Annotated in this window: 19 protein-coding genes and 1 pseudogene; 11 read left to right on the top strand and 9 right to left on the bottom strand. The window is 69.9% G+C overall.

Annotated features, from left to right (window positions below):
- Window positions 1-2 precede the first annotated feature (2 nt).
- Entirely contained in the window at window positions 3-314 is a 312-nt protein-coding gene (locus H7965_RS07855; protein WP_186770012.1) for a DUF4387 domain-containing protein, read from the bottom strand.
- Window positions 314-1,672 (bottom strand): acyclic terpene utilization AtuA family protein, encoded by a 1,359-nt coding sequence (locus tag H7965_RS07850; protein WP_229682508.1) that lies wholly within the window; start codon window positions 1,670-1,672, stop codon window positions 314-316. The genes H7965_RS07855 and H7965_RS07850 overlap by 1 nt, the downstream gene beginning before the upstream one ends.
- Before the next feature lie 102 nt (window positions 1,673-1,774).
- Between H7965_RS07850 and H7965_RS07845 the strand changes: the two genes are divergently transcribed.
- Genes H7965_RS07845 through H7965_RS07835 form a run of 3 tightly spaced genes read left to right on the top strand, consistent with a single transcriptional unit; the run spans window position 1,775 to window position 4,932 of the window.
- Complete coding sequence (locus H7965_RS07845; RefSeq protein ID WP_186770011.1) at window positions 1,775-2,269, top strand: MarR family transcriptional regulator; 495 nt, start codon at window positions 1,775-1,777, stop codon at window positions 2,267-2,269.
- The gene (locus H7965_RS07840; protein WP_186770010.1) at window positions 2,250-3,386 is read left to right on the top strand and encodes an HlyD family secretion protein; all 1,137 of its coding nucleotides are present in this window, start codon (window positions 2,250-2,252) and stop codon (window positions 3,384-3,386) included. Before H7965_RS07845 ends, H7965_RS07840 begins: the two co-directional genes overlap by 20 nt.
- Window positions 3,379-4,932 (top strand): DHA2 family efflux MFS transporter permease subunit, encoded by a 1,554-nt coding sequence (locus tag H7965_RS07835; protein WP_186770009.1) that lies wholly within the window; start codon window positions 3,379-3,381, stop codon window positions 4,930-4,932. The genes H7965_RS07840 and H7965_RS07835 overlap by 8 nt, the downstream gene beginning before the upstream one ends.
- 91 nt (window positions 4,933-5,023) lie before the next feature.
- Here H7965_RS07835 and H7965_RS07830 read toward each other — a convergent pair.
- The 3 genes and pseudogenes from H7965_RS07830 to H7965_RS07820 form a co-directional block, all read right to left on the bottom strand.
- Window positions 5,024-5,167: pseudogene (locus H7965_RS07830) on the bottom strand (ATP-binding cassette domain-containing protein); the annotation flags it as partial.
- Window positions 5,168-5,206: 39 nt separating this feature from the next.
- Window positions 5,207-6,598 carry an acyclic terpene utilization AtuA family protein gene (locus H7965_RS07825; RefSeq protein ID WP_186770008.1) on the bottom strand — a complete coding sequence of 464 codons (1,392 nt, stop codon included), beginning with the start codon at window positions 6,596-6,598 and terminating at the stop codon, window positions 5,207-5,209.
- Window positions 6,595-6,906, bottom strand: coding sequence for a DUF4387 domain-containing protein (locus tag H7965_RS07820; RefSeq protein WP_186770007.1), 312 nt, complete (start codon window positions 6,904-6,906; stop codon window positions 6,595-6,597). Before H7965_RS07820 ends, H7965_RS07825 begins: the two co-directional genes overlap by 4 nt.
- Window positions 6,907-7,018: 112 nt before the next feature.
- On the opposite strand from H7965_RS07820, the gene H7965_RS07815 reads away from it, so the two are divergent.
- The 3 genes from H7965_RS07815 to H7965_RS07805 are packed head-to-tail and all read left to right on the top strand — an operon-like array spanning window position 7,019 to window position 10,618.
- Window positions 7,019-8,164, top strand: a complete 1,146-nt coding sequence (locus H7965_RS07815; protein ID WP_186770006.1) for a CaiB/BaiF CoA transferase family protein — start codon at window positions 7,019-7,021, stop codon at window positions 8,162-8,164.
- A complete protein-coding gene (locus H7965_RS07810; RefSeq protein ID WP_186770005.1) occupies window positions 8,164-8,949 on the top strand; it encodes a 2-keto-4-pentenoate hydratase in 786 nt (261 codons plus the stop codon). Before H7965_RS07815 ends, H7965_RS07810 begins: the two co-directional genes overlap by 1 nt.
- Window positions 8,950-8,968: 19 nt before the next feature.
- Window positions 8,969-10,618 (top strand): GMC family oxidoreductase, encoded by a 1,650-nt coding sequence (locus tag H7965_RS07805; protein WP_186770004.1) that lies wholly within the window; start codon window positions 8,969-8,971, stop codon window positions 10,616-10,618.
- Between the two features lie 13 nt (window positions 10,619-10,631).
- On the opposite strand, the gene H7965_RS07800 is transcribed toward H7965_RS07805, so the two are convergent.
- Window positions 10,632-11,933, bottom strand: a complete 1,302-nt coding sequence (locus H7965_RS07800) for an amidase (RefSeq protein WP_186770003.1) — start codon at window positions 11,931-11,933, stop codon at window positions 10,632-10,634.
- Between the two features lie 191 nt (window positions 11,934-12,124).
- On the opposite strand from H7965_RS07800, the gene H7965_RS07795 reads away from it, so the two are divergent.
- A complete protein-coding gene (locus H7965_RS07795; protein ID WP_186770002.1) occupies window positions 12,125-12,763 on the top strand; it encodes an isochorismatase family protein in 639 nt (212 codons plus the stop codon).
- Window positions 12,763-13,647, top strand: coding sequence for a polysaccharide deacetylase family protein (locus H7965_RS07790; RefSeq protein WP_186770001.1), 885 nt, complete (start codon window positions 12,763-12,765; stop codon window positions 13,645-13,647). Before H7965_RS07795 ends, H7965_RS07790 begins: the two co-directional genes overlap by 1 nt.
- A 433-nt stretch (window positions 13,648-14,080) precedes the next feature.
- Here H7965_RS07790 and H7965_RS07785 read toward each other — a convergent pair whose 3' ends face one another.
- Window positions 14,081-15,223, bottom strand: a complete 1,143-nt coding sequence (locus tag H7965_RS07785) for a mechanosensitive ion channel family protein (RefSeq protein WP_186770000.1) — start codon at window positions 15,221-15,223, stop codon at window positions 14,081-14,083.
- Window positions 15,224-15,723: 500 nt separating this feature from the next.
- Here H7965_RS07785 and H7965_RS07780 point away from each other — a divergent pair, with 500 nt between their 5' ends.
- Together H7965_RS07780 and H7965_RS31680 are read left to right on the top strand one after the other, a co-directional pair.
- Window positions 15,724-17,013, top strand: coding sequence for an aspartate aminotransferase family protein (locus H7965_RS07780; protein ID WP_186769999.1), 1,290 nt, complete (start codon window positions 15,724-15,726; stop codon window positions 17,011-17,013).
- 828 nt (window positions 17,014-17,841) lie between these two features.
- Entirely contained in the window at window positions 17,842-20,253 is a 2,412-nt protein-coding gene (locus H7965_RS31680; RefSeq protein ID WP_186769998.1) for a glyoxal oxidase, read from the top strand.
- 25 nt (window positions 20,254-20,278) lie between these two features.
- On the opposite strand, the gene H7965_RS07770 is transcribed toward H7965_RS31680, so the two are convergent.
- Window positions 20,279-20,440: a hypothetical protein gene (locus H7965_RS07770; protein WP_222440508.1), complete on the bottom strand. Its 162-nt coding sequence runs from the start codon at window positions 20,438-20,440 to the stop codon at window positions 20,279-20,281.
- Window positions 20,437-21,900, bottom strand: a complete 1,464-nt coding sequence (gene argH, locus H7965_RS07765) for an argininosuccinate lyase (protein WP_186769996.1) — start codon at window positions 21,898-21,900, stop codon at window positions 20,437-20,439. The genes H7965_RS07770 and argH overlap by 4 nt, the downstream gene beginning before the upstream one ends.
- Between argH and H7965_RS07760 the strand changes: the two genes are divergently transcribed.
- Complete coding sequence (locus H7965_RS07760; protein ID WP_186769995.1) at window positions 21,860-22,435, top strand: TlpA family protein disulfide reductase; 576 nt, start codon at window positions 21,860-21,862, stop codon at window positions 22,433-22,435. The two genes, argH and H7965_RS07760, sit on opposite strands and share 41 nt — an antisense overlap.
- The last annotated feature ends 22 nt before the right edge of the window (window positions 22,436-22,457 follow it).

Below are 22,457 nucleotides of genomic sequence, written 5' to 3'. Positions count from 1 at the left end.
GGTCACAGCGGGATGTCGACGTCCAGCAGCGGTGCGTGCTGCTGCGCGCCATAGACGTCGGTGTCGCCGATCTCGCCGGCCGGCACCAGCCGTGGCAGCGTCGCCTTGAAGGCGCGGCCGGCACGGTAGGGGGTGAACAGCACATCCGCCTCGGCCACGTTGTAGAGCCGAGCGAACAGCGCCGGGCAGAGCACGCCGCTCGCCGCCACCCGGTCGAACATCGCCTCGTCGTCGAACACCACGTCGATGGTGAGGTCGAAGGGGCCGGCGTTCTTGCTCTTGCAGACCTTGGCGATGTCGCGGATCAGCGCCATCACACCACCTCATGCTCGATCGGGAACATCTCGTAGGGATCGTCGGGCATGACGACATGCGACATGCTGAAGCGATACACCTCCCCCGCCGCCAGGTCGCTCGGCGAGAAGGGGAAGGCCATGTTGCCCTCCTTGCACAGCCTGCCGGGGAAGTCGCTGTGCAGCATGCTGGTGCGGGCGAGCGCGATGACCGCGCCGGCGATGTCGGCGTCGCGGCCGATGACATCGACCAGGAAGCCGATCTCGTGGCCACGCACCTCACGCACCGGCTCCCGCCCCGCCATCACGCCATTGGCGCCGTAGCTGTGGATGGTCAGCCGGTAATCCTCCGGCGCGATGTCGAGGTCGCGCGCCTTCCCCGCCACCAGCCCCCGCACCAGGTCGAGGAAATGGTCGAGCTGGCCGATCAGCACCGGGTCGCGGGTGCCGCAGATGGTGATGGCACGATGACCCAGCATCTCCGCCGCCTCCAGCTTCACCGTATAGGTCTCGGCTGGAGTCCAGCGCATGCCGGTGACGAGCGTCGCCTTGGGCGAGACCGCCTCGAAGCGGCAGTCGCTGGTGTCGAGCACCCCACCCGGTTCGACATGGCGGACCGGGGAGGCATTCTCGTGCAGCGAATGATTGGCGACCGACATCGGGGTGCAGGCGCGGTCGCCCATCGGCTCGCAGATCACCCCATCCTCGCGCACGATCACATGCAGGCAATCCGGGCCCTTCGGCAGCGCGGGCGCGGCGCCGCATTCCAGCATCTTGCCGGCGTACCACGCCGGCCCCGGAGGAAGCTGCGCCCGCATGGCATTTGCGGCGAAGGGCGCCGGGTCGCTGCTGCGGCCACCGATCACCACCTGCGCGCCCTGGTCCAGCGCCCGCATGTAGGGCTCCGGCCCGCACATGCCGACGATGCGGGTGGCGCGCTGCACCGTCGCCTCGTCCAGCGGGGCCATGCGGCCGAGCGGCGCGGTGCGGCCTTCACGGATGCGGGAGGCAATCTTCGCCTTGTCCTGCTCGGCATGGATCAGGGCGAGGTTGAAATGCAGCCCTTCCTCCCGCGCGATGTCGCGGACCATCTGCGCCACCAGCTGCAGATGCGGCGCGCCGCCGGCGCCGCCGGCGGTGCCGACCACCATCGGCACCTTGCTGCGGATGGCGGCCCGCAGCATCAGCCGCAGGTCGCGCCTCATCGCCCGCAGCGAGACAAAGGGCTTGCCGCTGCCGAGGTAGTAGGGGCCGGGGTCGCTGCTGCCGCCGTCGCAGCCGATCATGTCGATGCCACGCGCCACCGCCGCATCCAGCGACGCCTCCGGATAGCCGTAGCCCAGGATGCCGCTGACCGACACCATGCGGAATTCGCGCATCAACCTGCCCTCCCCTGCCCCCATCCTGCGTCCGGCGGCGCCGGCTGGTAAGCCCCCAATATCTAGCTTCCTAGCTATTCGCTGGCATCCTACTGTAGCCGGATGCGGGACGGTTCCTCCCTCGCCCATACCCAATGGCGCATCGGCATCACGATAGCGCAGATCTCGCGGCGCTGGCGGGCGCGGCTGGACGCGCGCATCGCCGAATACGGGCTGACCGAGGCACGCTGGCTGGCGCTGCTGACGCTGTCGCGCGGCGGCAATGGGCTGACCCAGAAGCAGCTCGCGGCCCTGCTGTCGATCGAGGGGCCGACGCTGGTCCGCACGCTGGATTGGCTGGAGGCGGAGGCGCTGGTCGAACGGCGCGAATCAGCACTCGACCGCCGCGCCAAGACCCTGCACCTGACCGACAAGGCCGGCCCGCTGATCCACCGGATCGAAGGCGCGGCGACCCAGGTGCGGGCGGAGATCATGGCGGCCATTCCGGAAGCCGAGCTCGCCGCCTGCCTCGCCGTGCTGGAGCGCATCCTCGTCGGGTTGGCGCCGCCGCCGGACCCGGGCCCCAAGGAGGATCCCGATGGACATCGGCCAGCCTAGCGCTGCCCGCAAGCTGTTCGCGCCCGATCGCGGCCTGGCGCGGCGGCTGCGGCTGCTGGGGCTGGTGGCGGCATTGCTGGCGACCTCCGCCGGTGCCGCCTGGTTCATCCACCGCTTCGTCACCCTGGTCTTCGTCGATGACGCCCGGGTGGCCGCCGACATGATCACCGTCTCCTCCCGCGTCCCGGGCTGGGTCGCCGAGGTGCGGGTCATCGCCGGTGACATCGCCAGCCGGGGCAGCCTGCTGGTGCGCATCGATAGCCGCGAATCGGAAATCATGCTGCGTGAGCTGGAAGCCCGGCTGGCCAGCGTCGACGCAAGGCGGGCCGAGCTGGAGGCGCGGCTGGCGATGGTCGACCTGCAGACCAGCAGCGCCGAGGCCGGCAGCCGCGCGAAGCTGGAGGTGGCCCGCGCCGCCCTGCCCGCCGCCGAGGCCGAGCGGGTCTTCGCCGAGGCCGAGTACGGCCGCGCCATGCAGCTCATGGCTAGCGGCAGCGGCACGCGGCAGCGCCACGACCAGACCCGCAGCCTGCTGGATGCGGCGCGACAGAAGGTGCTGGGCGCCACCGCCGAGATCCTCAATGCCGAGGCACAGATCGCCGCCGCGACGGCAGCGCGGGAGGAGCTGAGGGTGCTGCGCCGCCAGATCGAATCGCTGGAGCCGCAGGCGCGCGAGCTGGCGGCGCAGCGCGACCGCGCCGCGCTCGACCTGCGCGACCGCAGCATCCTGATGCCCTTCGACGGCAGCATCGACCGGGTGTTCATCGACCCCGGCGAGTATGTCGCCGCCGGCCAGCGGGTGCTGATGCTGCACGACCCGACGCGGGTGCGGGTGGAGGCGAATGTGAAGGAGACCGAGATCCGCTGGTTCCGTCCCGGCACGGCGGTGCGGGTCACGGTGGATGCGCTGCCCGGCCGGCGCTTCGACGGGGTGGTGGAACGCGTCGCCAGCGCCGCCACCAGCGAATTCGCCCTGCTGCCGAGCCCCAACCCTTCGGGCAATTTCACCAAGATCACCCAGCGCCTGCCGGTGCGGATCGCGTTGCGTCCGGCGCCGGAGCCTGGCCTGCTGCGGCCCGGGATGATGGTGCAGGTCGAGGCCAGCGCCATTGAGTGAGCGGACGCTGGAGACGCTCGGCAAGCGCTTCGGCCCATCCTACCGCTGGCTGGTCACCATCACCGCCATCATCGGCACGCTCTCGACCATCCTTGCCTCCACCATCGTCAATGTCGCGCTGCCGGATGTGATGGGCGCCTTCGGCATCGGCCAGGACCATGCGCAGCTTCTCTCCACCGGCTTCCTCGCCGCCGTCACCGGCACCATGCTGCTGAACGCCTGGTTCACCGAAAGCTTCGGCTACCGCGCCACCTATGCCGGGGCGGTGGTGATCTTCCTGACCGGCTCCGTCGTTTCCGGCTTCGCGCCGAATGAGGGCCTGCTGATCCTCGGGCGCATCCTGCAGGGTGCGTCGGCCGGGATGATGCAGCCGCTCGGCACCCAGATCATCTTCCAGGTCTTCCCGCCGGAGAAGCGCGGCTCCGCCATGGGCATCGCCGCGGTCGGCATCGTCCTGGCGCCAGCACTGGGGCCGACGCTCGGCGGCGTCATGGTGGATAATTACGGCTGGCGGAGCGTGTTCTTCCTCTCCGTCCCGCCGGCGCTGATCGGTGTCGCCCTGGCCATGGTGTTCATGCCGGACCGTGCCGAGGATGGGCCGCGGCGGCGGTTCGACGCGCCCGGCTTCGCGCTGCTGCTGGTCGCGCTGCTGGCGCTGTTCACCGGCCTGTCCAGCGGCCAGCGCGAGGGCTGGGGGTCGAACCGCGTGCTGGTCGAGCTCGGCCTCGCCGGCCTGGCCGCCGCACTGTTCCTGGGCTGGGAGATGCGCACGCCGGCGCCGCTGATGAACCCGCGAGTCTTCGCCAACCGCGGCTTCGCCGCCGCCTTCGCGGTGGCGCTGGTCTACGGCGCCAGCATCTTCGGCACTACCTATCTCATCCCCCTCTTCGTTCAGACCATCCAGGGCTACACCGCGACGCGGGCAGGGCTGGTGCTGATGCCGGCGGGGCTGATCATGGTGGTGGTCTTCCCCATCGCCGGAAGGCTGGCCGACCGGATTCCGGTCTGGCAGCCGGTGGTGGCCGGCCTGTTGCTGTTCGCGCTGTCCTGCTGGCTGCTGCGCGGCGTCGATACCGATACGCCCTTCTGGACCATGGCGCTGTGGATCATGGTCGGGCGCATCGGGCTCGGGCTTACCATGCCCTCGATGAATGCCGGGGCGCTGCGGGCGCTGCCGCCGCGCTTCCTCGGCCAGGGCGCGGGCGGGATCAATTTCGCCCGACAGTTCGGCGGTGCGCTGGGGGTGAACCTGCTCTCCGTGGTGCTGGAGCAGCATACCGAGTTGCATGCGCAATCGCTGACGCCGACCCAGAATCCCGGCAACTCCGGCACCCAGGAATTCCTCCGCCTGACCCAGGGACTGTTGGCCCAGGATGGCGTGCCGGAGACCGAGCGGCTGGCCGGAGCCTATAACTTCCTCTCACGTACCCTGCAGGCGCAGTCCAGCATGCTGGCCTTCCGCGACAGCTTCCTTTGGGTGTCCATCGCCTGCGCCCTGGCGGTGCTGCCGGCGTTGGCGACGCGGCGGCGCGCCAAGCCGGCGTGACCCGTCCTATACATCTCGAACACGTGGTCGCGGCGCTGCTCGAAATGCCTCCGCGTGGCCCGGGAATAAGCGCAGGCAGCATGGCCAGGTCCTGCCCACCGCAGCGCAGGCTGCCAGAGCGTGGCCGCAGCAGGCCGGAGATCATCCGCAGCAGAGTGGTCTTGCCGGCGCCGTTCAGGCCGACGACACCCACCGCCTCGCTAGGCTCGACGCGCCGGTCGGCCTCGAACAGCACCTCACATCGATCGGCGGCGGCGGCCTGCCGCCAGCGAGTTCAGCGCATGATTTCCAGCTCCACCGGGAAGACCGCGGCCAGATCGTCGCATTCGGCGATGTGATAGAGCGAGAATCGGTAGGCCGGCCCGGCCGGCAGCTCCGGCGGGGTGAAGGGAAAGGCGATGTTCCCGCCGGTGGACAGCCGGCCAGGGAAGCCGAAGTGCAACAGATTCTGCTTGGCGACGCCGACCACCGCCTTGGCCAGCTCGGCGGTCGGGGCGATGCATTCCAGCAGGAAGAACACCTCCGCCGGCTCGGGCAGCGGCGCCATGCCAGGGAACAGGCCGGAGGCGCCGGCGCCATAGACCCGGGCCCGCAGCTCGTAGTCCTGGCCGGGCAGGATATCGGCGACGATGCCGCGCACACCGGCGAGGATCGCCTTCCGATTCTCGATCACCTTCGGGTCGCAGCTGGCTGAGAGCATCACCGCCCGCTCGCCGCACCAGCTCGCGCCCTCGATCTTCACGCTGGGCTGCACCGCCGGCGTCCAGCGCGCGCCGCCAACCCGCACCCGGCGCTCGTCCAGCGCCGCGAAACGCGTCTCGGCGAGGTTCAGCACCCCTTCCGGCTCCGCCACCTGCAACGGGTCAGCCTGCTCGTAGAGGCTGTGCGCCGCCACCGAGACCGGGGTCGCGGCGCGCGCCGGGTTCATGCTCTCCAGCTCGAATTCATCGCCGTACAGCGTGCCGAGTATGGCGTCGCGGCCACCCGGCACACAGCAGAGCGAGGTGCATTCGATGATCTTCGCCATATGCGTCGCCGCCGCCGGCGGATAGCCCAGCAGCAGCGGCACCGCGGCGAAGACCGCCGTGTCGCAGGCCCGGCCGGCGAGGATGATGTCCGGCTCCAGCGCCAGCGCCCGCAGGAAAGCCTCGGTGCCCATCTGGCCGACGATCTGCGCGGCGCCGTCGATCTCGGCCGCGGTGGCCGCGCCGATGCCGCCGATCGGCCGCATCCGGCCTGCCGCCGCCATCGCCTTCAGCCAGGCGCGGTCCATATCGGCGTGGATGACGGCGACGCGCAGCGCCAGGCCGTCCTCCCGCAGGATGCCATGCAGCATCTCCCGCACCGCCGCCAGGTGCGGCGCCGCCCCGGCGGTGCCGGCGCTGCCGATCAGCAGCGGCACCTTCGCCTGCCGCGCCGCCTGCACCACCAGCCGCAGGTCGCGCCGGGTGACCGCCGGCGAGGTCGCCATCTGCCCGGCACCGAGATAATACGGGCCGGGGTCGATCGAGCCCATGTCGCAGCCGATCACATGCGGCTGCCGCGCCACCCCCGCGCGCAGCGCCGGCTCCGGAATGCCGTTGCCGAGCTGGCCGGAGGCCGCCAGCACCCGCAGCGGCTGGCCGGGGCGCGGGCCGTCCTCGCGCAGCCGGGCGATGACGCTCACAGCACCACCCTCAGCAGCGGCCGATGCTGCTGCGCGCCGTAGACATCGGCATCGCCGGGCGAGCCCGCCACCACCGGCCGGTCCAGCACCACCTTGATGGCATTCGCCGCGGCGAAGGGAATCACCTGCACCGTCGCCGGCGCCACGCCATAGAGACCGGCGATCGCCGCCGCCCCCAGCGCCGGAGATTGCGCGGCCAGGGCAAAGCCCTCGGCATCGGCGAAGATGATGTCGAGCGTCAGGTGCAGCGGTCCTGCGTTCTTGCTGCGGATCACTTGCGCAAGATCGACCAGCCTTCTGGCTTCCATGGCCTTCACTCCCTTTGCGCGGGACTGTCCGGCTGCGGTCCGGGCCGGTCAAGCCGCGGTTGCTGCCAGCCACGGCCGGGGCTTTACTTCCGCCATTGGGGAGGCAAGGCGGATGGAGATGGCGCTGGATGGGCTGGTCGTCCTCGACCTGACCAATTTTCTCTCGGGCCCCTATTGCGCCATGCTGCTCGGCGACATGGGCGCCGACGTCATCAAGGTGGAGCGTCCGGATGGTGGCGACGACGCCCGCCGGATGCCGCCCTTCGTCGAGGGACGCGGCGCGCCCTTCGCGGTATGGAACCGCAACAAGCGCAGCATCGCGCTCGACCTGAAGGCCAAGGACGACCTCGCCGTGGTGCGCCGCCTCGCGCTGCGCGCCGATGTCCTGCTGGAGAATTTCCGCCCCGGCACGCTGGATCGCCTCGGTCTGGGATGGGAGGCGTTGCAGGCGGAGAACCCGCGGCTGATCTACGCCTCGATCTCCGGCTTCGGCCAGACCGGGCCCTGGGCGACGCATGGCGGGCTCGACATGATGGCGCAGGGCATGTCCGGGCTGATGGCCGGCAACGGCCCGCCGGATGGCGAGCCCTATCGCCTGCCCATCGCCATCACCGATGTGACCGCCGGCATGTACACCGCCATCGCCGTGCTCGGCGCGCTGCAGGCGCGGCACCGCACCGGGCGCGGCCAGCGCATCGACCAGTCGCTGCTGGAAGCCGGGCTGTCGCTCGGCGTCTATGAGGCGGCCCATGTGCTGGCGCTGGGCACGAAGCCGGAGCGGCTGGGCCAGCTGCATCGCGGCTCGGCGCCCTACCGGGTGTTCCGCACCCGGGACGGCTGGATCACCCTCGGCGCCTCCAAGGAGAAATTCTGGCGCGCCCTCTGCGGCATTATCGGCCAGCCGGCGCTGGCGGATGATCCGCGCTTCGCCAGCAATGCGCAGCGGGTGAAGAACAATGCCGTGCTGATCCCGCTGCTGCAGGAGTATTTGGCGACGCAGGACAGCGCCCATTGGCTGGCGCAATTCGAGGCCGTCGGCATCCCCGCCGAGCCGGTGCTGAGCTATGACGAGGCGCTGCGCCACCCGCAGGCGGAGGCGCGCGGCGTCATCACCGAATACGACGATCCGGCGCTCGGGCCGCAGCGGGCGCTGGCGTCGCCGGTGCACCTCAGCGACACGCCCGCGCGCATCCGCCGCCGCGCCCCCGACCTCGACGAGCATGGCGCCGAGATCCGCGCCTGGCTGGACCAGGGCTGATGCCGGTGGATATCGCCACCGCCGCCGCGCTGCTGTGGCGGCACTGGCAGGCGGGCAGCCGCATCGACAGCCTGCCCGCGGCGCTGCGCCCGGCGACTCGGGCCGAAGGCTATGCCATCCAGGCGCAGTTCGAGGCCCGCAGCGCGCAGCCCCTCTACGGCTGGAAGATCGCCGCCACCAGCGCCGCCGGCCAGGCGCATATCGGCCTCACCGGCCCGGTGGCCGGACGCATCCTGGCGGAGATGGTGGTGGCGGAGACGGGCAGCGTGCCCCTCGCCGGCAATGCGATGCGGCTGGCGGAGCCGGAATTCGCCTTCCGCCTGGGCCGAGACCTGCCGGCCCGCATCCAGCCCTACGGCATGGAGGAGGTGATGGCGGCCGTCGCCACGCTCCATCCGGCGGTCGAGGTGCCGGACAGCCGCTTCACCGATGTCGCTTCCGCCGGCGAGGCGCAGATCGCCGCCGACAACGCCTGCGCCCGTCACTTCGTCCTCGGCCCGCCGGCGCCGGATGGCTGGCGCGACCTCGATCTTGCCGCGCATCCGGTGCAGGTGCGGGTCGGCGAGCGCTACACCCGGGCCGGGCTCGGCGCCAATGTGCTGGGCGACCCGCGGCTGGCGCTGACCTGGCTGGCCAATGCCCAGGCGGCGGATGGGGTGGCGCTGCGGGAAGGGCAGGTCATCACCACCGGCACCTGCACCACCCCGCTGGAAATCGAGGCCGACGATCTTGTCGTCGCCGATTTCGGGGTGCTCGGCAGGGTGTCCGCCCGCTTCGGCCGCTGACTCCACAGGAAGCATCGCAATGAATGCCCGGTACCCAGGCGCCGACAGCTTCGACTATGTCATCATCGGCTCCGGCGCCGCTGGCTCGGTGCTCGCCAATCGGCTGACCGAGGACGGCACCACCACCGTCTGCGTGCTGGAAGCCGGTCCGCCCGACCGCAACCCCTTCATCCATATCCCCGCCGGCTTCATCAAGACCCTCGCCGACCCGGGCGTGACCTGGCAGTTCAAGACCGAGCCGCTGGAGATGACCGGTGGCCGGCGCATCAGCACGGTGCAGGGGCGGACGCTTGGCGGCTCCTCCTCGGTCAACGGCATGATCTACAACCGCGGCCAGCCGGCCGACCTCGACAATTGGGCGCAGCGCGGCAACCGCGGCTGGGGCTATGCTGATTGCCTGCCCTATTTCCGGCGCAGCGAACGCCGCATCGGCTTGGGCGACGAGGCGCGGCGCGGGCGGGACGGCGGCATTCCCGTCACCGACAATGACTGGATCCACCCGCTGTCTGAAGCTTTCATCGCCGGCTGCGTCGGTCTCGGCATCCCGCGCAACCCGGACTACAACAGTGGCGATCAGGCCGGTGTCGGCTATTTCCAGCGCGCCATACTGAATGGCCGCCGCGTCTCCGCCGCGCGTGGCTTCCTGCATCCGGCGATGTCACGCCGCAACCTGAATGTCCGCACCAATGCCCGCGCCAGCGCCATCCTCTTCGAGGGCAGGCGCGCCATCGGCGTACGCTACCAGGCGGCGCGCGGCGCGGCGCCACGGACGGTGCTGGCCCGGCGGGAAGTGATCGTCTCCGCCGGCACGGTGAATACGGCGCGACTGCTGCAGGTCTCCGGCATCGGTCCGGCCGAGCTGGTGGAACGGCTCGGCGTGCCGCTGGTGCATGCGCTGCCCGGCGTCGGCAGCAATTTCCGCGACCACTATGCCTCCCGCTTCGTCATGCGGGCGAAGCCCGGCGTCACCACATTGAACGAGCTGTCGCGCGGCCTTCGCCTCGGCCGCGAGATCGCCCGCTGGGGGCTGAAGCGGCCGAGCATCCTGGCCACCTCGCCTTCCCATGTGCATGTCTTCTGGAAAAGCTTCGAGGGGATGGACGCGCCCGACCTGCAATGCGTCTTCACCCCGGGCAGCTATGCCGAGGGCAAGGTCTATGTGCTGGACAACTACCCCGGCGTGACCGCCGGCGCCTGGCAGCACCGGCCGGAGAGCACCGGCTGGGTCCGCGCCCGCAGTGCGGATGTGTTCGAGGACCCGGAGATCAACCCCAACTACCTCTCGGCACCGATGGATCGGCAGGTGCATCTCGGCGGCATGCGGCTGCTGCGGCGGATGCTCAACACGCCTGAGCTGGCCCCCTATCTGGAGGCCGAGACGCTGCCTGGCCGCGAGGTGCAGCGCGATGACGAGTTGCTGGATTTCGCGAAGCGGAACGGCAGCACCACCTACCACCTGATCGGCACCGCCCGCATGGGCCCGGCCACCGACCCGGGTGCCGTGGTCGATGACCGCCTGCTGGTGCATGGCATGCAGGGGCTGCGGGTGGTGGATGCCTCGATCATGCCGAACATGCCCTCCGCCAATACCTACGCGACGACCTTGATGATCGCCGAGAAGGCGGCGGATTTCATCCGCGGCCGGATGCCTGCCGCCGACGCGGCCTGACCCGGCGCCGCCGTTACAGATCGAGCCTGGTGCCGAGTTCCGACAGCAGGAAGCCGGCCAGCCGCGCATCCGCCCCAGGCGCGCCGAACAGCAGCGCGCCCACCGGCATGCCGCTATCCGCAGCCAGCCCGGCCCGCACCGTCGCCACCGGTCCGCCGAGCGCCGTGGTCGGGATGACGAAGGAGGGGTCGCCGGTGGTGCCGGCATCCGGCGCCACGTCCGGCGCGGCCGGCAGCAGCAGCAGCTCATCCGGATCGAAGCCGGCCCAGAAGCTGGCGCGCTGGCCAGCCAGGCTGGCCAGCGCAGCATGGTACTCGGCGTCCGGGATCGCCAGGCCGGTGGCGATATCGGTGACAATGCGCGGGGCGATGCCGTCCATCGGCAGCCGTGCATGGGTACGGCCGAGTTCGGCCAGCATCACCGTGCGGTGTGTCGCCAGCAGCACCTCCAGCGGCACCGGCGCCTTGGCGCGGCGCAGCGCGAGGCCGGCATCGGTCAGGGTGCCGGCCAGCGCGGCAACCCGCGCCGCGGTTGCGTGTGCGGTCTTCGCCGCCACCATCGCATCCTCCAGCACCACGATGCGCGGCACCGCCGGCGCGGGCGCGCGCAGCCGCAGATGGTCCGCCGTATAGCCGGCGGCGAGCAGTGCCGCATCCTGCGCCGTGGCGCCGAAGGCCCCGACCGTGTCGAAGGAAGGCGAGAGCGGCACCACGCCGGTCCCGCCGATGGCCAAGGTGGAGGGCTTGAAGGCGGCAACACCGGTATAGGCCGCCGGCCGGTTCACGCTGCCCGCGGTCTGCGTCCCGAGCGCCAGCGGCACGCTGCCGCAGGCGATGGCGGCGCCCGATCCGGCCGAGGAGCCACCCGGTGTCCGCGCCAGATTCCAGGGGTTGCGGGTCGGTGGCCGGGATTCGAAATAGGCGTATTCGGTGGTGTGGACCTTGCCGAGGATGATCGCCCCCGCGGCGCGCAGATGCGCCACCACCGTGGCATCGGCGGTGGCCGGCGCGATGTCGGCGCGGCTCGGGCTGTTCGCCCGGGTCGGCAGGCCGGCGACGTCGATCACATCCTTCACCGCGACCGGAATGCCATGCAGCGGTCCGCGCAGCCGCCCCTCGGCGCGCTCTGCATCCAGGACGCGCGCGGCGTCCAGCGCCGCCTCCGCCTGCACCTGGACCCAGGCCCGCACCTGGCCATCGACCTCGGCAATGCGGGCGAGGCAGCGCTGCACCAGCGATTCCGCGCTCAGCGTGCCGGCCGCCATGGCGGCGGCCAGATCGCGCACCCGGCCAGGGTCGCGCACCAACTCGGTCATGCCTGTTCCTCCCTGCGCAGCACCGGAGCGCGCGGTGCCCTTCTGCTGGGCAAATGCCGCGCCGGATGCAACCCGATGCTATCGCCGCGACGCCCAGGCGTATCGGCGGAAATGTGGCAGCCCATGCTCGCACCTCCGGGGCATGGAGTTTGCAATCCCCGTGCCGCAACACCCGCCGGAAGGACGCCTGCATGTCGGATATCTACGCTGAACGTGGCTATGGCAGCCGTCCGCTCGGCTTCGGCGCGAAGATCGGCGTCGTGGTGGTCGATTTCCAGCGCGGCTTCATCGACCCCGAATTCCCCATGGGCGGCGCGCCCATGGTGGATGCGGCCGTGCGCAACACCGTGCCGGTCATTGCCGCGGCGAAGCGGGCCGGGCTGCCGGTGATCGCCTGCGTCAACGGCTACGACACGCCCCGTGCCGCGCCGCATTGGAAGGCCGCCCCGGCGCTCGACCTGCTGAAAGGCACACCTCAGGTCGAACTGGACCCACGCATCGCCGCTGCCGGGCCGGATGTGGTGCTGATGAAATCGGCACCCTCGATCTTCTTCGCCACGCCAGCGGCGGCGATCCTGACGAAGGAGCGGGTGGATACGGTGATCGTCACCGGCTGCATCACCTCCGGCTGCGTCCGCGCCAGCGTGATCGACGCGTTTTCACTGGGCTTCCGGGTGATGATCCCGCAGGATTGCGTCGGCGACCACGACCAGGCGGCGCATGACCAGAACCTGAAGGACGTCGAGCGCCGCTATGCCGATGTGATCAGCGGCGCCGAGGCCATTGCCGCCATCGAGCAATGGCGGCGCAGCAACGACCGGAGGGAATGATGCCGAAAGAGATCCTCTGCGCCTTCAGCATCCATTGCGACGCCGTTGCCGGTTGGCTCGGCAGCTATATGGGCGAGGACAGCCCGGGCGACATCAGCCGCGGCGTCTTCGCCGCCGAGGTCGGGATGCCGCGTATCCTGACGCTGTTCGAGCGCTTCGGGCTGAAGCAGTCCTGGTTCATCCCTGGCCACACCATCGAGAGCTTCCCCGCGGCGACCGACATGGTGGCGAAGGCCGGCCACGAGATCGGACTGCATGGCTACAGCCATGAGAACCCGCTGGCGCTGTCCCGCCAGCAGGAAGAAGCGATCTTCGACAAATGCATTGGGCTGATCGAGAAGCACTGGGGCCGCAGGCCGGTGGGCTATGTCGCCCCCTGGTGGGAGGTGAGCGCCACCAGCATCGAGATCCTGATCGAGCGCGGCATCGCCTATGACCACAGCCTGATGCACCATGACTGCATCCCCTATTACGTCCGTACCGGCGATGGCTGGACGCCGATCGACTACGCGAAGCCCGCCGAAAGCTGGATGAAGCCCTTCACCAAGGGGCGGGAGACCGACCTCGTCGAGGTGCCGGCGAGCTGGTACCTCGACGACCTGCCGCCGATGATGTTCATCAAGAAATTTCCCAACAGCCACGGCTATGTCTCGCCGCATCAGCTGGAGCAGATCTGGCGCGACCATTTCGACTTCATCTACCGCGAATATGATTACGCGGTGGTGCCGATGACCGTCCACCCGGATGTCTCCGGCCGGCCGCAGGTGCTGATGATGCTGGAACGGCTGATCGGCCATATGCTGAAGCACCCCGGCGTGCGCTTCGTGACGCTGGAGGAGCTGGTGGCGGATTTCCGCAAGCGGCAGCCGCGCGGGGCTAGGTGATACTGAAGGCCGCTGACCTTGTGACCGATCAACCGTCCCTGAACCGCGGTGCGGTTTGACTTCGCGGTCGTACTCCGCCGCGGCGGATTGCAGCCATTCGAAGGCATGCGCCGCCAGTATTGCTGCGGCAGCCAGCTCGAAGGCATCGGTGGCGGTCTGGGGCGGCAGCGCATTGAGGCCACGTGGCCTGGCCAGCCGGGCCGCTCAGGAACAGTCAGCACGGGCGGCTGCGCCAGCACCCGGCCGATGAAGTCGCCGTGCGGCTTCAGCTTTCCGCCCAAGCCCGCAATCCACTACCTTGCCTTGGCCATTCAACGCCGGCTTGGCGACGCGACCTTTCTCGATCCGCAGCACGCCGAGAACCTCAACCTCATGGGGGGGGGTAATGCCGTGAGGCTTGCCGGCCACCCTATCGTCCCAGGTGTGGGCCAGGTCAGGCCGCCGAGGCTTGCCGCGCCTCGGCCGGCCGCTCCGCCATCCAGGCAGCGCCTTCCGGAAGGCCAACGATCTCGCTACGGCGGCGTGGCAGGCATGTGGGATGCTCGGCCTGCAGCCAGGCAATCATCTTCTCCCGCACCTCGCAGCGCAGGTCGAAGGCGCGTCCCGCATTGCCGGCGCTGACCAGCATACGGATCTCCATCGTATCCGGCTTGAAATCGGTAACCTGCATATTGACCACCTGACGGTCCCAGAGCCGAGAGGCTCTTGCGATCGCCTCCAGCTGCTCCCGCATGCGGCCCACCGGCGCGGTATAGTCCACATAGAGGAACACGGTACCGATCAGCGACGAACCTTCCCGTGTCCAATTCTGGAAGGGGTGCTCGATGAAATAGGACAGAGGCAGCACCATGCGCCGCCAGTCCCACAGCCGCACCACCACATAGGTGGAGTTGATCTCCTCCACATTGCCCCATTCGCCTTCGACGATCACCGCATCCTCTATCCGGATGGGCTGCGTCACCGCGAGCTGGATGCCCGCGATCAAATTCTTCAGTACGGGCTGCAGCGCAAGGCCGACCACCAGACCGGCGGCGCCGGCGGAGGCGAGGAGGCTGACGCCGTATTGCCGCACGCCTGGGAAGGTCATCAACGCCACGGCCGCGGTGATGACGAGGATCAACGAGGAGGCGACGCGCTGCAGGATGCGCGATTGCGTCGCGTGCTTGCGAGCGAGGAGGTTATCCTCCGCATCAAGCTTGAAGCGCCGGAGATAGACCGTGGTCCAGATCCGCAGCGCCGTTATCGCCACCCATCCGAGGAGGCTGATGAGGCAGAGCAGCAGCAGGTGCCGCAGCACCGAGGTCTGTCGCAAGGTGAGCGGAGCGATCGAAACCGCAGCATTGGCGCAGAGGAAGATGAAGCCGAGCTTCGTCGGCCCCTTCGTGCGCGCGACTAACGAGCGCCAGAACAGATCCCGACCGCTCACCAGATGCGTTATGAACCGGTACACGACGCGATGGATGCCGAGCGCGACCAGGACCGCCGCTCCCAGCACGAGGAGACTGACCAGCCAGGAAGGCGCCCAGACCAAGGAAGCGATGACCTGCCGGGCAGCAGTATCGACGTCGTCCAGCAATGGCTTCTCCCTTATGTGCCGCCGCGAGCTGGCCTGTTCGGACGCTGGGCGGCTGGATAAGGCTTGATCGTGCCGTCATGGCGGGACCAATCCGGAAGGCGTCGCCTTTCCGTGTCATGCGCCGGGTGATTTGCCCGGGCACTGCCTCCTGAACAGGCTTACCCGCCTGGAAAGGCTCAACGCCGCGAGAGTTTCCGGTTTTCCGCGCGCATCGCGCGAAATTCCCGCTTGCTGTTACCGAAGTGGTGTGGCGACTGGCCAGAGTCGCGGTCACCGGCAGCGCCCGACCGCCCGCGCAACATCCCGGATCTGGCAAGCGGCTGGCCCGCCGCCCACCTGCCCTGGCGGGGTGGCCAGCCGGTGGAAGAGCCGGGACTACACCCGGCCGATCCTGCCGCGGGATGATCCGCACCGTGGCCGAGCGGTATCCCGCGCCGACCCGTTTCCGCCTCATCTGAAACCCTATAGGCTTGCCACGCCGCAGCAACAGGAGCCCGCGCATGAACGTCATCGCCCGCAGCGACACCGAAGCCGCGTTGGTGCAGGCGGCGCATCGCGTGCTGCCGGCCGGGGGCTTCGGCAATTTCGCCTCGGACATCATCCTGCGCGAGGGCCGCGGCGGCCGCGTCTGGGACGTCAGCGGGAATGAGTTCGTCGATTACCTGCTCGGCTCCGGGCCGATGTTCATCGGCCATTCCCACCCCGAGGTGGTCGAGGCGGTGCTGGCGCAGATCCCGAAGGGCACCACCTTCTTCGCCAACAACGAGCATGGCATCCGCCTCGCCGAGGCGATCGTCGAGGCCTTTCCCTGCGCCGAGCAGGTGCGCTTCGTCAGCAGCGGCTCCGAGGCCGATATGTACGCGCTGCGCGTCGCCCGCGCCTTTCGCAAGCGCGACCGCATCCTGAAATTCGAGGGCGGCTACCACGGCATGTCCGATTGGGGGCTGATGAGCCTGGCCCCGAAGCAGCTGGCGAATTTCCCTGTTGCCGTGCCGGACAGCGCCGGCATCCCGCGCTCGGTGCAGGAGGAGGTGCTGGTCGCCCCCTTCAACGACCTGGAGACCGCGAAGGCGCTGATCGCCGCGCATCACGACGAGCTGGGCGCGGTGATCGTCGAGCCCTTCCAGCGGCTGATCCCGCCCGCCCCCGGTTTCCTGCAGGGGCTGCGCGACATCACCGCGCAATACGGCATTCCGCTGATTTTCGACGAGGTGGTGACCGGATTCCGCTTCTGCTATGGCGGTGCGCAATCCTACTACGGCGTGACGCCGGACCTCTGCACCCTCGGCAAGATCATCGGCGGCGGCTTCGCCCTGGCGGCGATCGCCGGGCGCGCCGACATCATGGCGCATTTCGACCGTGGCCTGGTCGGCGACGACGGATTCCTGATGCAGGTCGGCACGCTTTCGGGCAACCCGGTGGCCGCCGTCGCCGGCCTCGCCACGATGGCGGTGCTGAAGCGCCCCGGCGCCTATGACAGCGTCTTCGCCACCGGCCGTCATCTGATGGCGGAGATCGATGGCATGCTGAAGAAGGCCGGGCTGCCGGCGCAGGTGCTGGGTGAACCGACCCTGTTCGACGTGGTGTTCAGCGCCGAGCCGGTGCGCGACTACCGCGGCACCCTGCGCGGCGACGCCGCGGTGCAGAAGCACGTCAACACCCAGCTCCGCGCCGCCGGCATCCTGAAGGGCGACAGCAAATACTATCTCAGCACGGCGCATGACACGCGCGATGTGGAGCAGACGCTCTCCGCCTTTGCTGGCGCCATGGCGACGCTGCCGGGGCGCTGAAGCGGAATTCTCACACAGTCTGTTTCCAGCCTGCGTGAAACGGCTCTAGGCAGTCGCGGCGGGGCGCGAATACCCCGGAGCGGGAGTCCGCTCCACGAACGAAGGCTACGGCGGATCGGGTTCAGACATGAACGCCATCCGCTGTAGGGCACGCTTCCGTTCGACCGAGCTCACGAAGCTACCTTCGCTTTGTGCCTTACGAGGAACCCGCTCCATTCTGGCGCCATCACCTGGATGGAGGCTGCTCTCGGACCTCTGATCGGCCTGAGCATGCTTTCGTGCCCGGCGCCCACGTCCCGAACCGCGCCAGCCTCGACGTGCTTTCGCACAAGACGCCGGGCGCTGCCTGCGCCAGCAGCAGAAGCAGCAGCAACTGCGAGCGGCAGCGCGGCATTGAGCGGAGCATCCTGCCCCAGGGCGAGGTAACCGGACGTCCACCGGAACGGCTCGCCTGGTCACCGATCGGCCCCATCAGCCCTGCCGTGCGGTAGGATCGCGCCGCGTCTCACCCGCAGCAGGCGGGCCTTTCATGGCGCCCGACCGGCTTCGCCACGCTGATTCGCGCAGCCCCCGCTTTCCTGATTTCCCGTCGGGCTCCGGCGGCCTCAAGGTCGCATTGGACTGCGACACCCACCAACAAGGCGATCCATCGCCATGCCGCAACATCCGCCTTCCTCGTCCGGAAAACCGCCCCTCGGCATCGCGCAACCCAGCCGGCGTGACGCGCTAACGCTAGCCGGTGCCGCCATAGCCACCGCCCTGGTCCGCCCGGCCCGGGCGCAGCCCGCCGGCGGCGGAGCACCGGCACCGACGCGCGGCTTCGTCCCGGTGCCCGACTGGTTCTCCGCCGAGAACCAGGGCGCCGGCATCGCCGTGCTCGACCCGCCGGGGGGCGGCGCACCGCACCTCGTCGTCTTCATGGTGGATGCCGGACCACAGCAGAATCGCGGCCTGTTCCGTATCGGCCGGAGCCTCGACGCCGAGGGCAGGGTCACCGGCGGCTGGACACAATGGATCGACGTGCCCGACTGGTTCTCCTGGGAGAACCAGGGCGCCGGCATTGCCATCGCGGATCTCGGCGGCGGCGGGCGGGACCTCATCGTCTTCATGGTTGACAACGGGCCGCAGCAGAATCGCGGCCTGTTCCGCATCGGCCGAGGCCTCGACGCCAACGGCAACATCGCCGGCGGCTGGACGCCCTGGATCGATGTGCCGGACTGGTTTTCCTGGGAGAACCAGGGTGCCGGCATCGCGGTGACACCGCCCGACGCGCAGGGGCGGCGCGACCTCATCGTCTTCATGATCGACAACGGGCCTGAGCTCAATCGTGGCCTCTACCGCCTGGGCCACGGGCTCGACGCCAATGGCACCATCGCCGGCGGCTGGACGCCCTGGATGGATGTGCCGGATTGGCTCTCCTGGGAGAACCAGGGCGGCGACATCGCGGTCATGCCCGGTACCGGCGGCGGCGCGCCGGGCCTTGTCGTCTTCCAGATCGATAATGCGCCGGCCACTGCCAACGGCGGGCAGAACCAGGCCTTCTTCCGCCTTGGCACCGGCCTCGGCGCGAATGGCGCGGTCGCCGCCTGGTCGCAGAGCTGGCTCGGCGTGCCGCACTGGTTCTCCTGGGAGAACCAGCATGGCGGCATCGCCACCCTGCGCCTCGGTGGGCGCGACCGGCTGCTGGTGCTGATGGTCGACAATCCCGGCGGGCAGAATGCCGGGCTCTATCAGATGGTCGACCTCGAACCCGACCCGGCGGTGCATGGCCAGTGGGAGGTGCTGCCCTTTCTCTCCGGCGTGCTCGGCGTGCATGCGGCGCTGCTGCCGGGCGGCGAGGTGCTGTTCTTCGCCGGCTCCGGCAGCAGCCAGAACCGTTTCGACTCGCCTGATTTCGGCGATGTGGCGAAGGGCTCGGCGGTCAGCGTGGTGTGGAACCCGCCGGGCAACAGCTTCTTCCACCCGCCGACGCTCCGCACCGCGGACCAGAAGGTCTACGACCTGTTCTGCGGCGGCGACGCCTTCCTGCCCGATGGCAGGATGGTCTCGGCGGGCGGCACCATCGACTATCCCTTCAAGGGCAGGAAGGAGGCCGCGGCCTTCGACCCCGCGACGCGCAGCTGGGCCTTCCTCGCACCGATGGCGCATGAGCGCTGGTATCCCACCGTCATCGCCCTGGGGGATGGCCGGCTGCTCGCCGCCTCCGGCCTTGAGCCGGTGCAGAAGAAGGTGCTGGAGATCTACTCGGCGGCCAACAATGCCTGGCAGCAGGTGAACCTCGCCGGGAATTTCGCGGGACTGCCGCTCTACGCCCACCTCTTCCAGCTCGCCGACGGGCGGGTGTTCTTCACCGGCGGGCGGATGGACGACCCGCTGATGCCGCCGCCGAGCATTCTCAACATCGCGCAGAACCCGGTGCCGGCGCAGATGGTGGGCGGCCTCCGCGACCTCGCGCTGCGCAACCAGTCGAACAGCGTCCTGCTGGCGCCGGCGCAGGAGCAGCGCATCCTGGTCTGCGGCGGCGGCCCCTTCGACCGGGAAGACCCGACCTACGCCACCGACAAGGCGGATATCGTGGACCTGCGGGGGGCGAACCCCGCCTATGCCGCCGCGGCGCCCATGGCCCTGCCGCGCATGCACCACAACACCGTGCTGCTGCCGGACCGCACGGTCTTCGCCAGCGGCGGCGCGCTGCAGCAGGAAGCGCTGGAGCGTGCTCGGCTGCAGGCGGAACTCTACGACCCCGCCAGCGACAGCTGGCGCGTCATGGCGACGGCGGCGGTGCCGCGCCTCTACCACTCGACCGCGGTGCTGCTGCCGGATGGCCGCGTCGTCACCGCCGGCGGCAATCCGAATGGCGGGCATTCCGTCACATGGATGCCGCCCGACCCGGAAGAGGAGATGCGGCTCGAGGTCTACAGCCCGCCCTACCTGTTCCGCGGCCCGCGGCCGGTGATCGGCAGCGCGCCCGAGCGCTGCGCGCATGGCGAGACCATCGCAATCGCCTCGCCGCAGGCCGCGAACATCCGCTTTGTGTCGCTGATGCGGAACTGCGTCACCACCCATGCCTTCGATGGCGGGCAACGGCTGGTGGATTTACCCATCCAGGGCCGCGATGGCGGCACGCTGCGCGCGACGGTGCCCGGCAACGCCAATGTGGCTCCGGCCGGCTGGTACATGCTGTTCCTGGTGGACCAGCAGGGCGTGCCCTCGGTCGCGCGGTGGACCCAGGTGGGGTAGCGCCGTTCGCCACTGCGCCGCAGCCTCAGCGCCGGATCGTCTCCCCCTCGACCGGCATCGGCGGCGGTGCCGGATAGGCCCGCGGGAAGGTCACCGCCTCCGGTGGCCCGGGCGGCCGCGGCGGGCCGACCCGGCCGCAGCCGGCCAGCATGAGCACGGCGAGCATCACTGTCGTCAGGCGCATCATCCAAGCTTCTCCCGCCATGCCGCCGCCGCCTGCGCCACATTCTCCGGCGCGGTGCCGCCGAAGGAGGTGCGGGAGGCGACCGAGGCCCGCACCGTCAGCACGCCGAACACCGCCTCGGTGATGCGCGGCTCCTCCGATTGCAACTCCGCCAGGGTCAGCCCGGCGAGGTCGCAGCCCTTGGCCTCGGCCCGGGCGACCAGGCGGCCGGTGACGTGGTGGGCGTCGCGGAACGGCATCTTCAGGCTGCGCACCAGCCAATCCGCCAAATCGGTGGCGGTGGAGAAGCCGGCGCCCGCCGCCTGTTCCAGCCGCGCCACATCGGGCTGCATGTCGCGCACCATGCCGGCAATGGCAGCGAGGTTCAGGGTCAGGTTCTCGGCGGCGTCGAAGACGCCTTCCTTGTCTTCCTGCATGTCCTTGAAATAGGTCAGCGCCAGACCCTTCTGCACCGTCAGCAGCCCGATCAGCGCGCCGAAGATGCGGCCGGTCTTGCCGCGCACCAGCTCCGCCGCATCCGGGTTGCGCTTCTGCGGCATGATGCTGCTGCCGGTGGTGAAGGCATCGGACAGCCGGACAAAGCCGAAATAGGGGTTGGTCCAGATCACGATCTCCTCCGCGAAGCGGGAGAGATGCGTGGCGCACATGGCGCAGGCGAACAGGAACTCGGCCGCGAAGTCGCGCGAGGCGACGCTGTCGAGGCTGTTGCGGGTCGGCCCGTCGAAGCCGAGCGCGGCGGCGGTCATGTGCCGGTCGATCGGGAAGCCGGTGCCGGCCAGCGCCGCGGCGCCGAGCGGGCTTTCGTTCATCCGCGCCCGGCAATCGGCAAGGCGCGAGAGGTCGCGCGACAGCATCTCGACATAGGCCAGCAGATGATGGCCGAGGGTCACCGGCTGGGCCGGCTGCAGATGGGTGAAGCCCGGCATCACCGTGCCGGCATGTTCCGCCGCCCGCGCCACCAGCGCCCGCATCACGTCCTTCACCTGGCCGGAGAGGCCGTCGATCGCATCCCGCACCCAAAGCCGGACATCCAGCGCCACCTGGTCGTTGCGGCTGCGGCCGGTGTGCAGCCGTTTGCCCGCCTCGCCGATCGCCTCGGTGAGCCGGGCCTCGATGTTCATGTGGATGTCTTCGAGGCCCTCGTCCCAGGGGAATTCCCCGGCCTCGATTCGCGTAGCGATCGCCCCCAGCCCGTCCCGGATCGCCGTCTCGTCATCGGCCGAGATGATCCCCACATGGCGCAGCATGGCAGCATGGGCGAGGCTGCCGGCGATGTCCTGGCGCCACATCTTGCGGTCGAAGCCGATCGAGGCATTGATCGCCTGCATGATGGCCGAGGGACCGGCGGCGAAGCGGCCGCCCCATTGGGCGTTGCTGCCGAGGGAAATGCCGTTGGAGGGGCCAGAGGTGGGTTGGGACACGATGCCGGTACTTTCGTCTCTGCGGGCGCCGCGTCGGGCCATGGCCCTGGCGGCGGCCGGGACCGTAGCGGCGGCGCTGGCCGGGCGCAAAGCCCGCGCCGATGGCCTCGGCAAGCTGGCGGAAAGCCCGCCGCGGCCGCTGCCCGAATTCGGCTTCACCGATGCCGAGGGCAAGCCGCATGGCGTCGGTGACTTCGCCGGCCAGGGGCTGGTGCTCAACCTCTGGGCCACCTGGTGCCCGCCCTGCGTCGCCGAGATGCCGGCGCTCGACCGCGCCCAGGCGGCGCTGGCGGCGGAGGGGATCACGGTGCTGGCGCTGTCCTCCGACCGCGGCGGCCGGGCCCAGGTGGAGCCCTTCTACCGGGACCGCGGCATCCGGCATCTCGGCCTCTGGCTCGACCCGCGCGGCGCCGCCGGCCGGGCGCTTGGCGTGCGCGGGCTGCCGACGACCCTGATCATCGACCGCCAGGGGCGAGAGCGGGCGCGGCTGGAGGGCGCCGCGGAATGGGACCAGCCGGCGATGCTGGCGGCGATCCGCCGGCTGGTGGCGGTGGAGGAGCCGCAGCAGCGTACCTGACGGCCCGGACAGGGTTGGAGTG

Origin of the sequence: Siccirubricoccus deserti (genome assembly GCF_014283215.1) — a bacterium.
Taxonomy (GTDB): domain Bacteria; phylum Pseudomonadota; class Alphaproteobacteria; order Acetobacterales; family Acetobacteraceae; genus Siccirubricoccus; species Siccirubricoccus deserti.
The sequence above is the reverse complement of the archived record's forward strand: the minus strand, read 5'-3'. Positions and strand labels throughout refer to the sequence as shown.

Bases quoted from the DNA above. Each gene is read 5' to 3' on its own strand.
- H7965_RS07855 (WP_186770012.1), bottom strand. From the start codon at position 314: ATGGCGCTGATCCGCGACATCGCCAAGGTCTGCAAGAGCAAGAACGCC.
- H7965_RS07770 (WP_222440508.1), bottom strand. From the start codon at position 20,440: ATGATGCGCCTGACGACAGTGATGCTCGCCGTGCTCATGCTGGCCGGC.
- H7965_RS07810 (WP_186770005.1), top strand. From the start codon at position 8,164: ATGCCGGTGGATATCGCCACCGCCGCCGCGCTGCTGTGGCGGCACTGG.
- H7965_RS07805 (WP_186770004.1), top strand. From the start codon at position 8,969: ATGAATGCCCGGTACCCAGGCGCCGACAGCTTCGACTATGTCATCATC.
- H7965_RS07840 (WP_186770010.1), top strand. From the start codon at position 2,250: ATGGACATCGGCCAGCCTAGCGCTGCCCGCAAGCTGTTCGCGCCCGAT.
- H7965_RS07815 (WP_186770006.1), top strand. From the start codon at position 7,019: ATGGAGATGGCGCTGGATGGGCTGGTCGTCCTCGACCTGACCAATTTT.
- H7965_RS07780 (WP_186769999.1), top strand. From the start codon at position 15,724: ATGAACGTCATCGCCCGCAGCGACACCGAAGCCGCGTTGGTGCAGGCG.
- H7965_RS07820 (WP_186770007.1), bottom strand. From the start codon at position 6,906: ATGGAAGCCAGAAGGCTGGTCGATCTTGCGCAAGTGATCCGCAGCAAG.
- H7965_RS07790 (WP_186770001.1), top strand. From the start codon at position 12,763: ATGCCGAAAGAGATCCTCTGCGCCTTCAGCATCCATTGCGACGCCGTT.
- H7965_RS07800 (WP_186770003.1), bottom strand. From the start codon at position 11,933: ATGACCGAGTTGGTGCGCGACCCTGGCCGGGTGCGCGATCTGGCCGCC.
- H7965_RS07760 (WP_186769995.1), top strand. From the start codon at position 21,860: ATGCCGGTACTTTCGTCTCTGCGGGCGCCGCGTCGGGCCATGGCCCTG.
- H7965_RS07850 (WP_229682508.1), bottom strand. From the start codon at position 1,672: ATGCGCGAATTCCGCATGGTGTCGGTCAGCGGCATCCTGGGCTACGGC.
- H7965_RS07845 (WP_186770011.1), top strand. From the start codon at position 1,775: ATGCGGGACGGTTCCTCCCTCGCCCATACCCAATGGCGCATCGGCATC.
- H7965_RS07795 (WP_186770002.1), top strand. From the start codon at position 12,125: ATGTCGGATATCTACGCTGAACGTGGCTATGGCAGCCGTCCGCTCGGC.
- argH (WP_186769996.1), bottom strand. From the start codon at position 21,900: ATGGCCCGACGCGGCGCCCGCAGAGACGAAAGTACCGGCATCGTGTCC.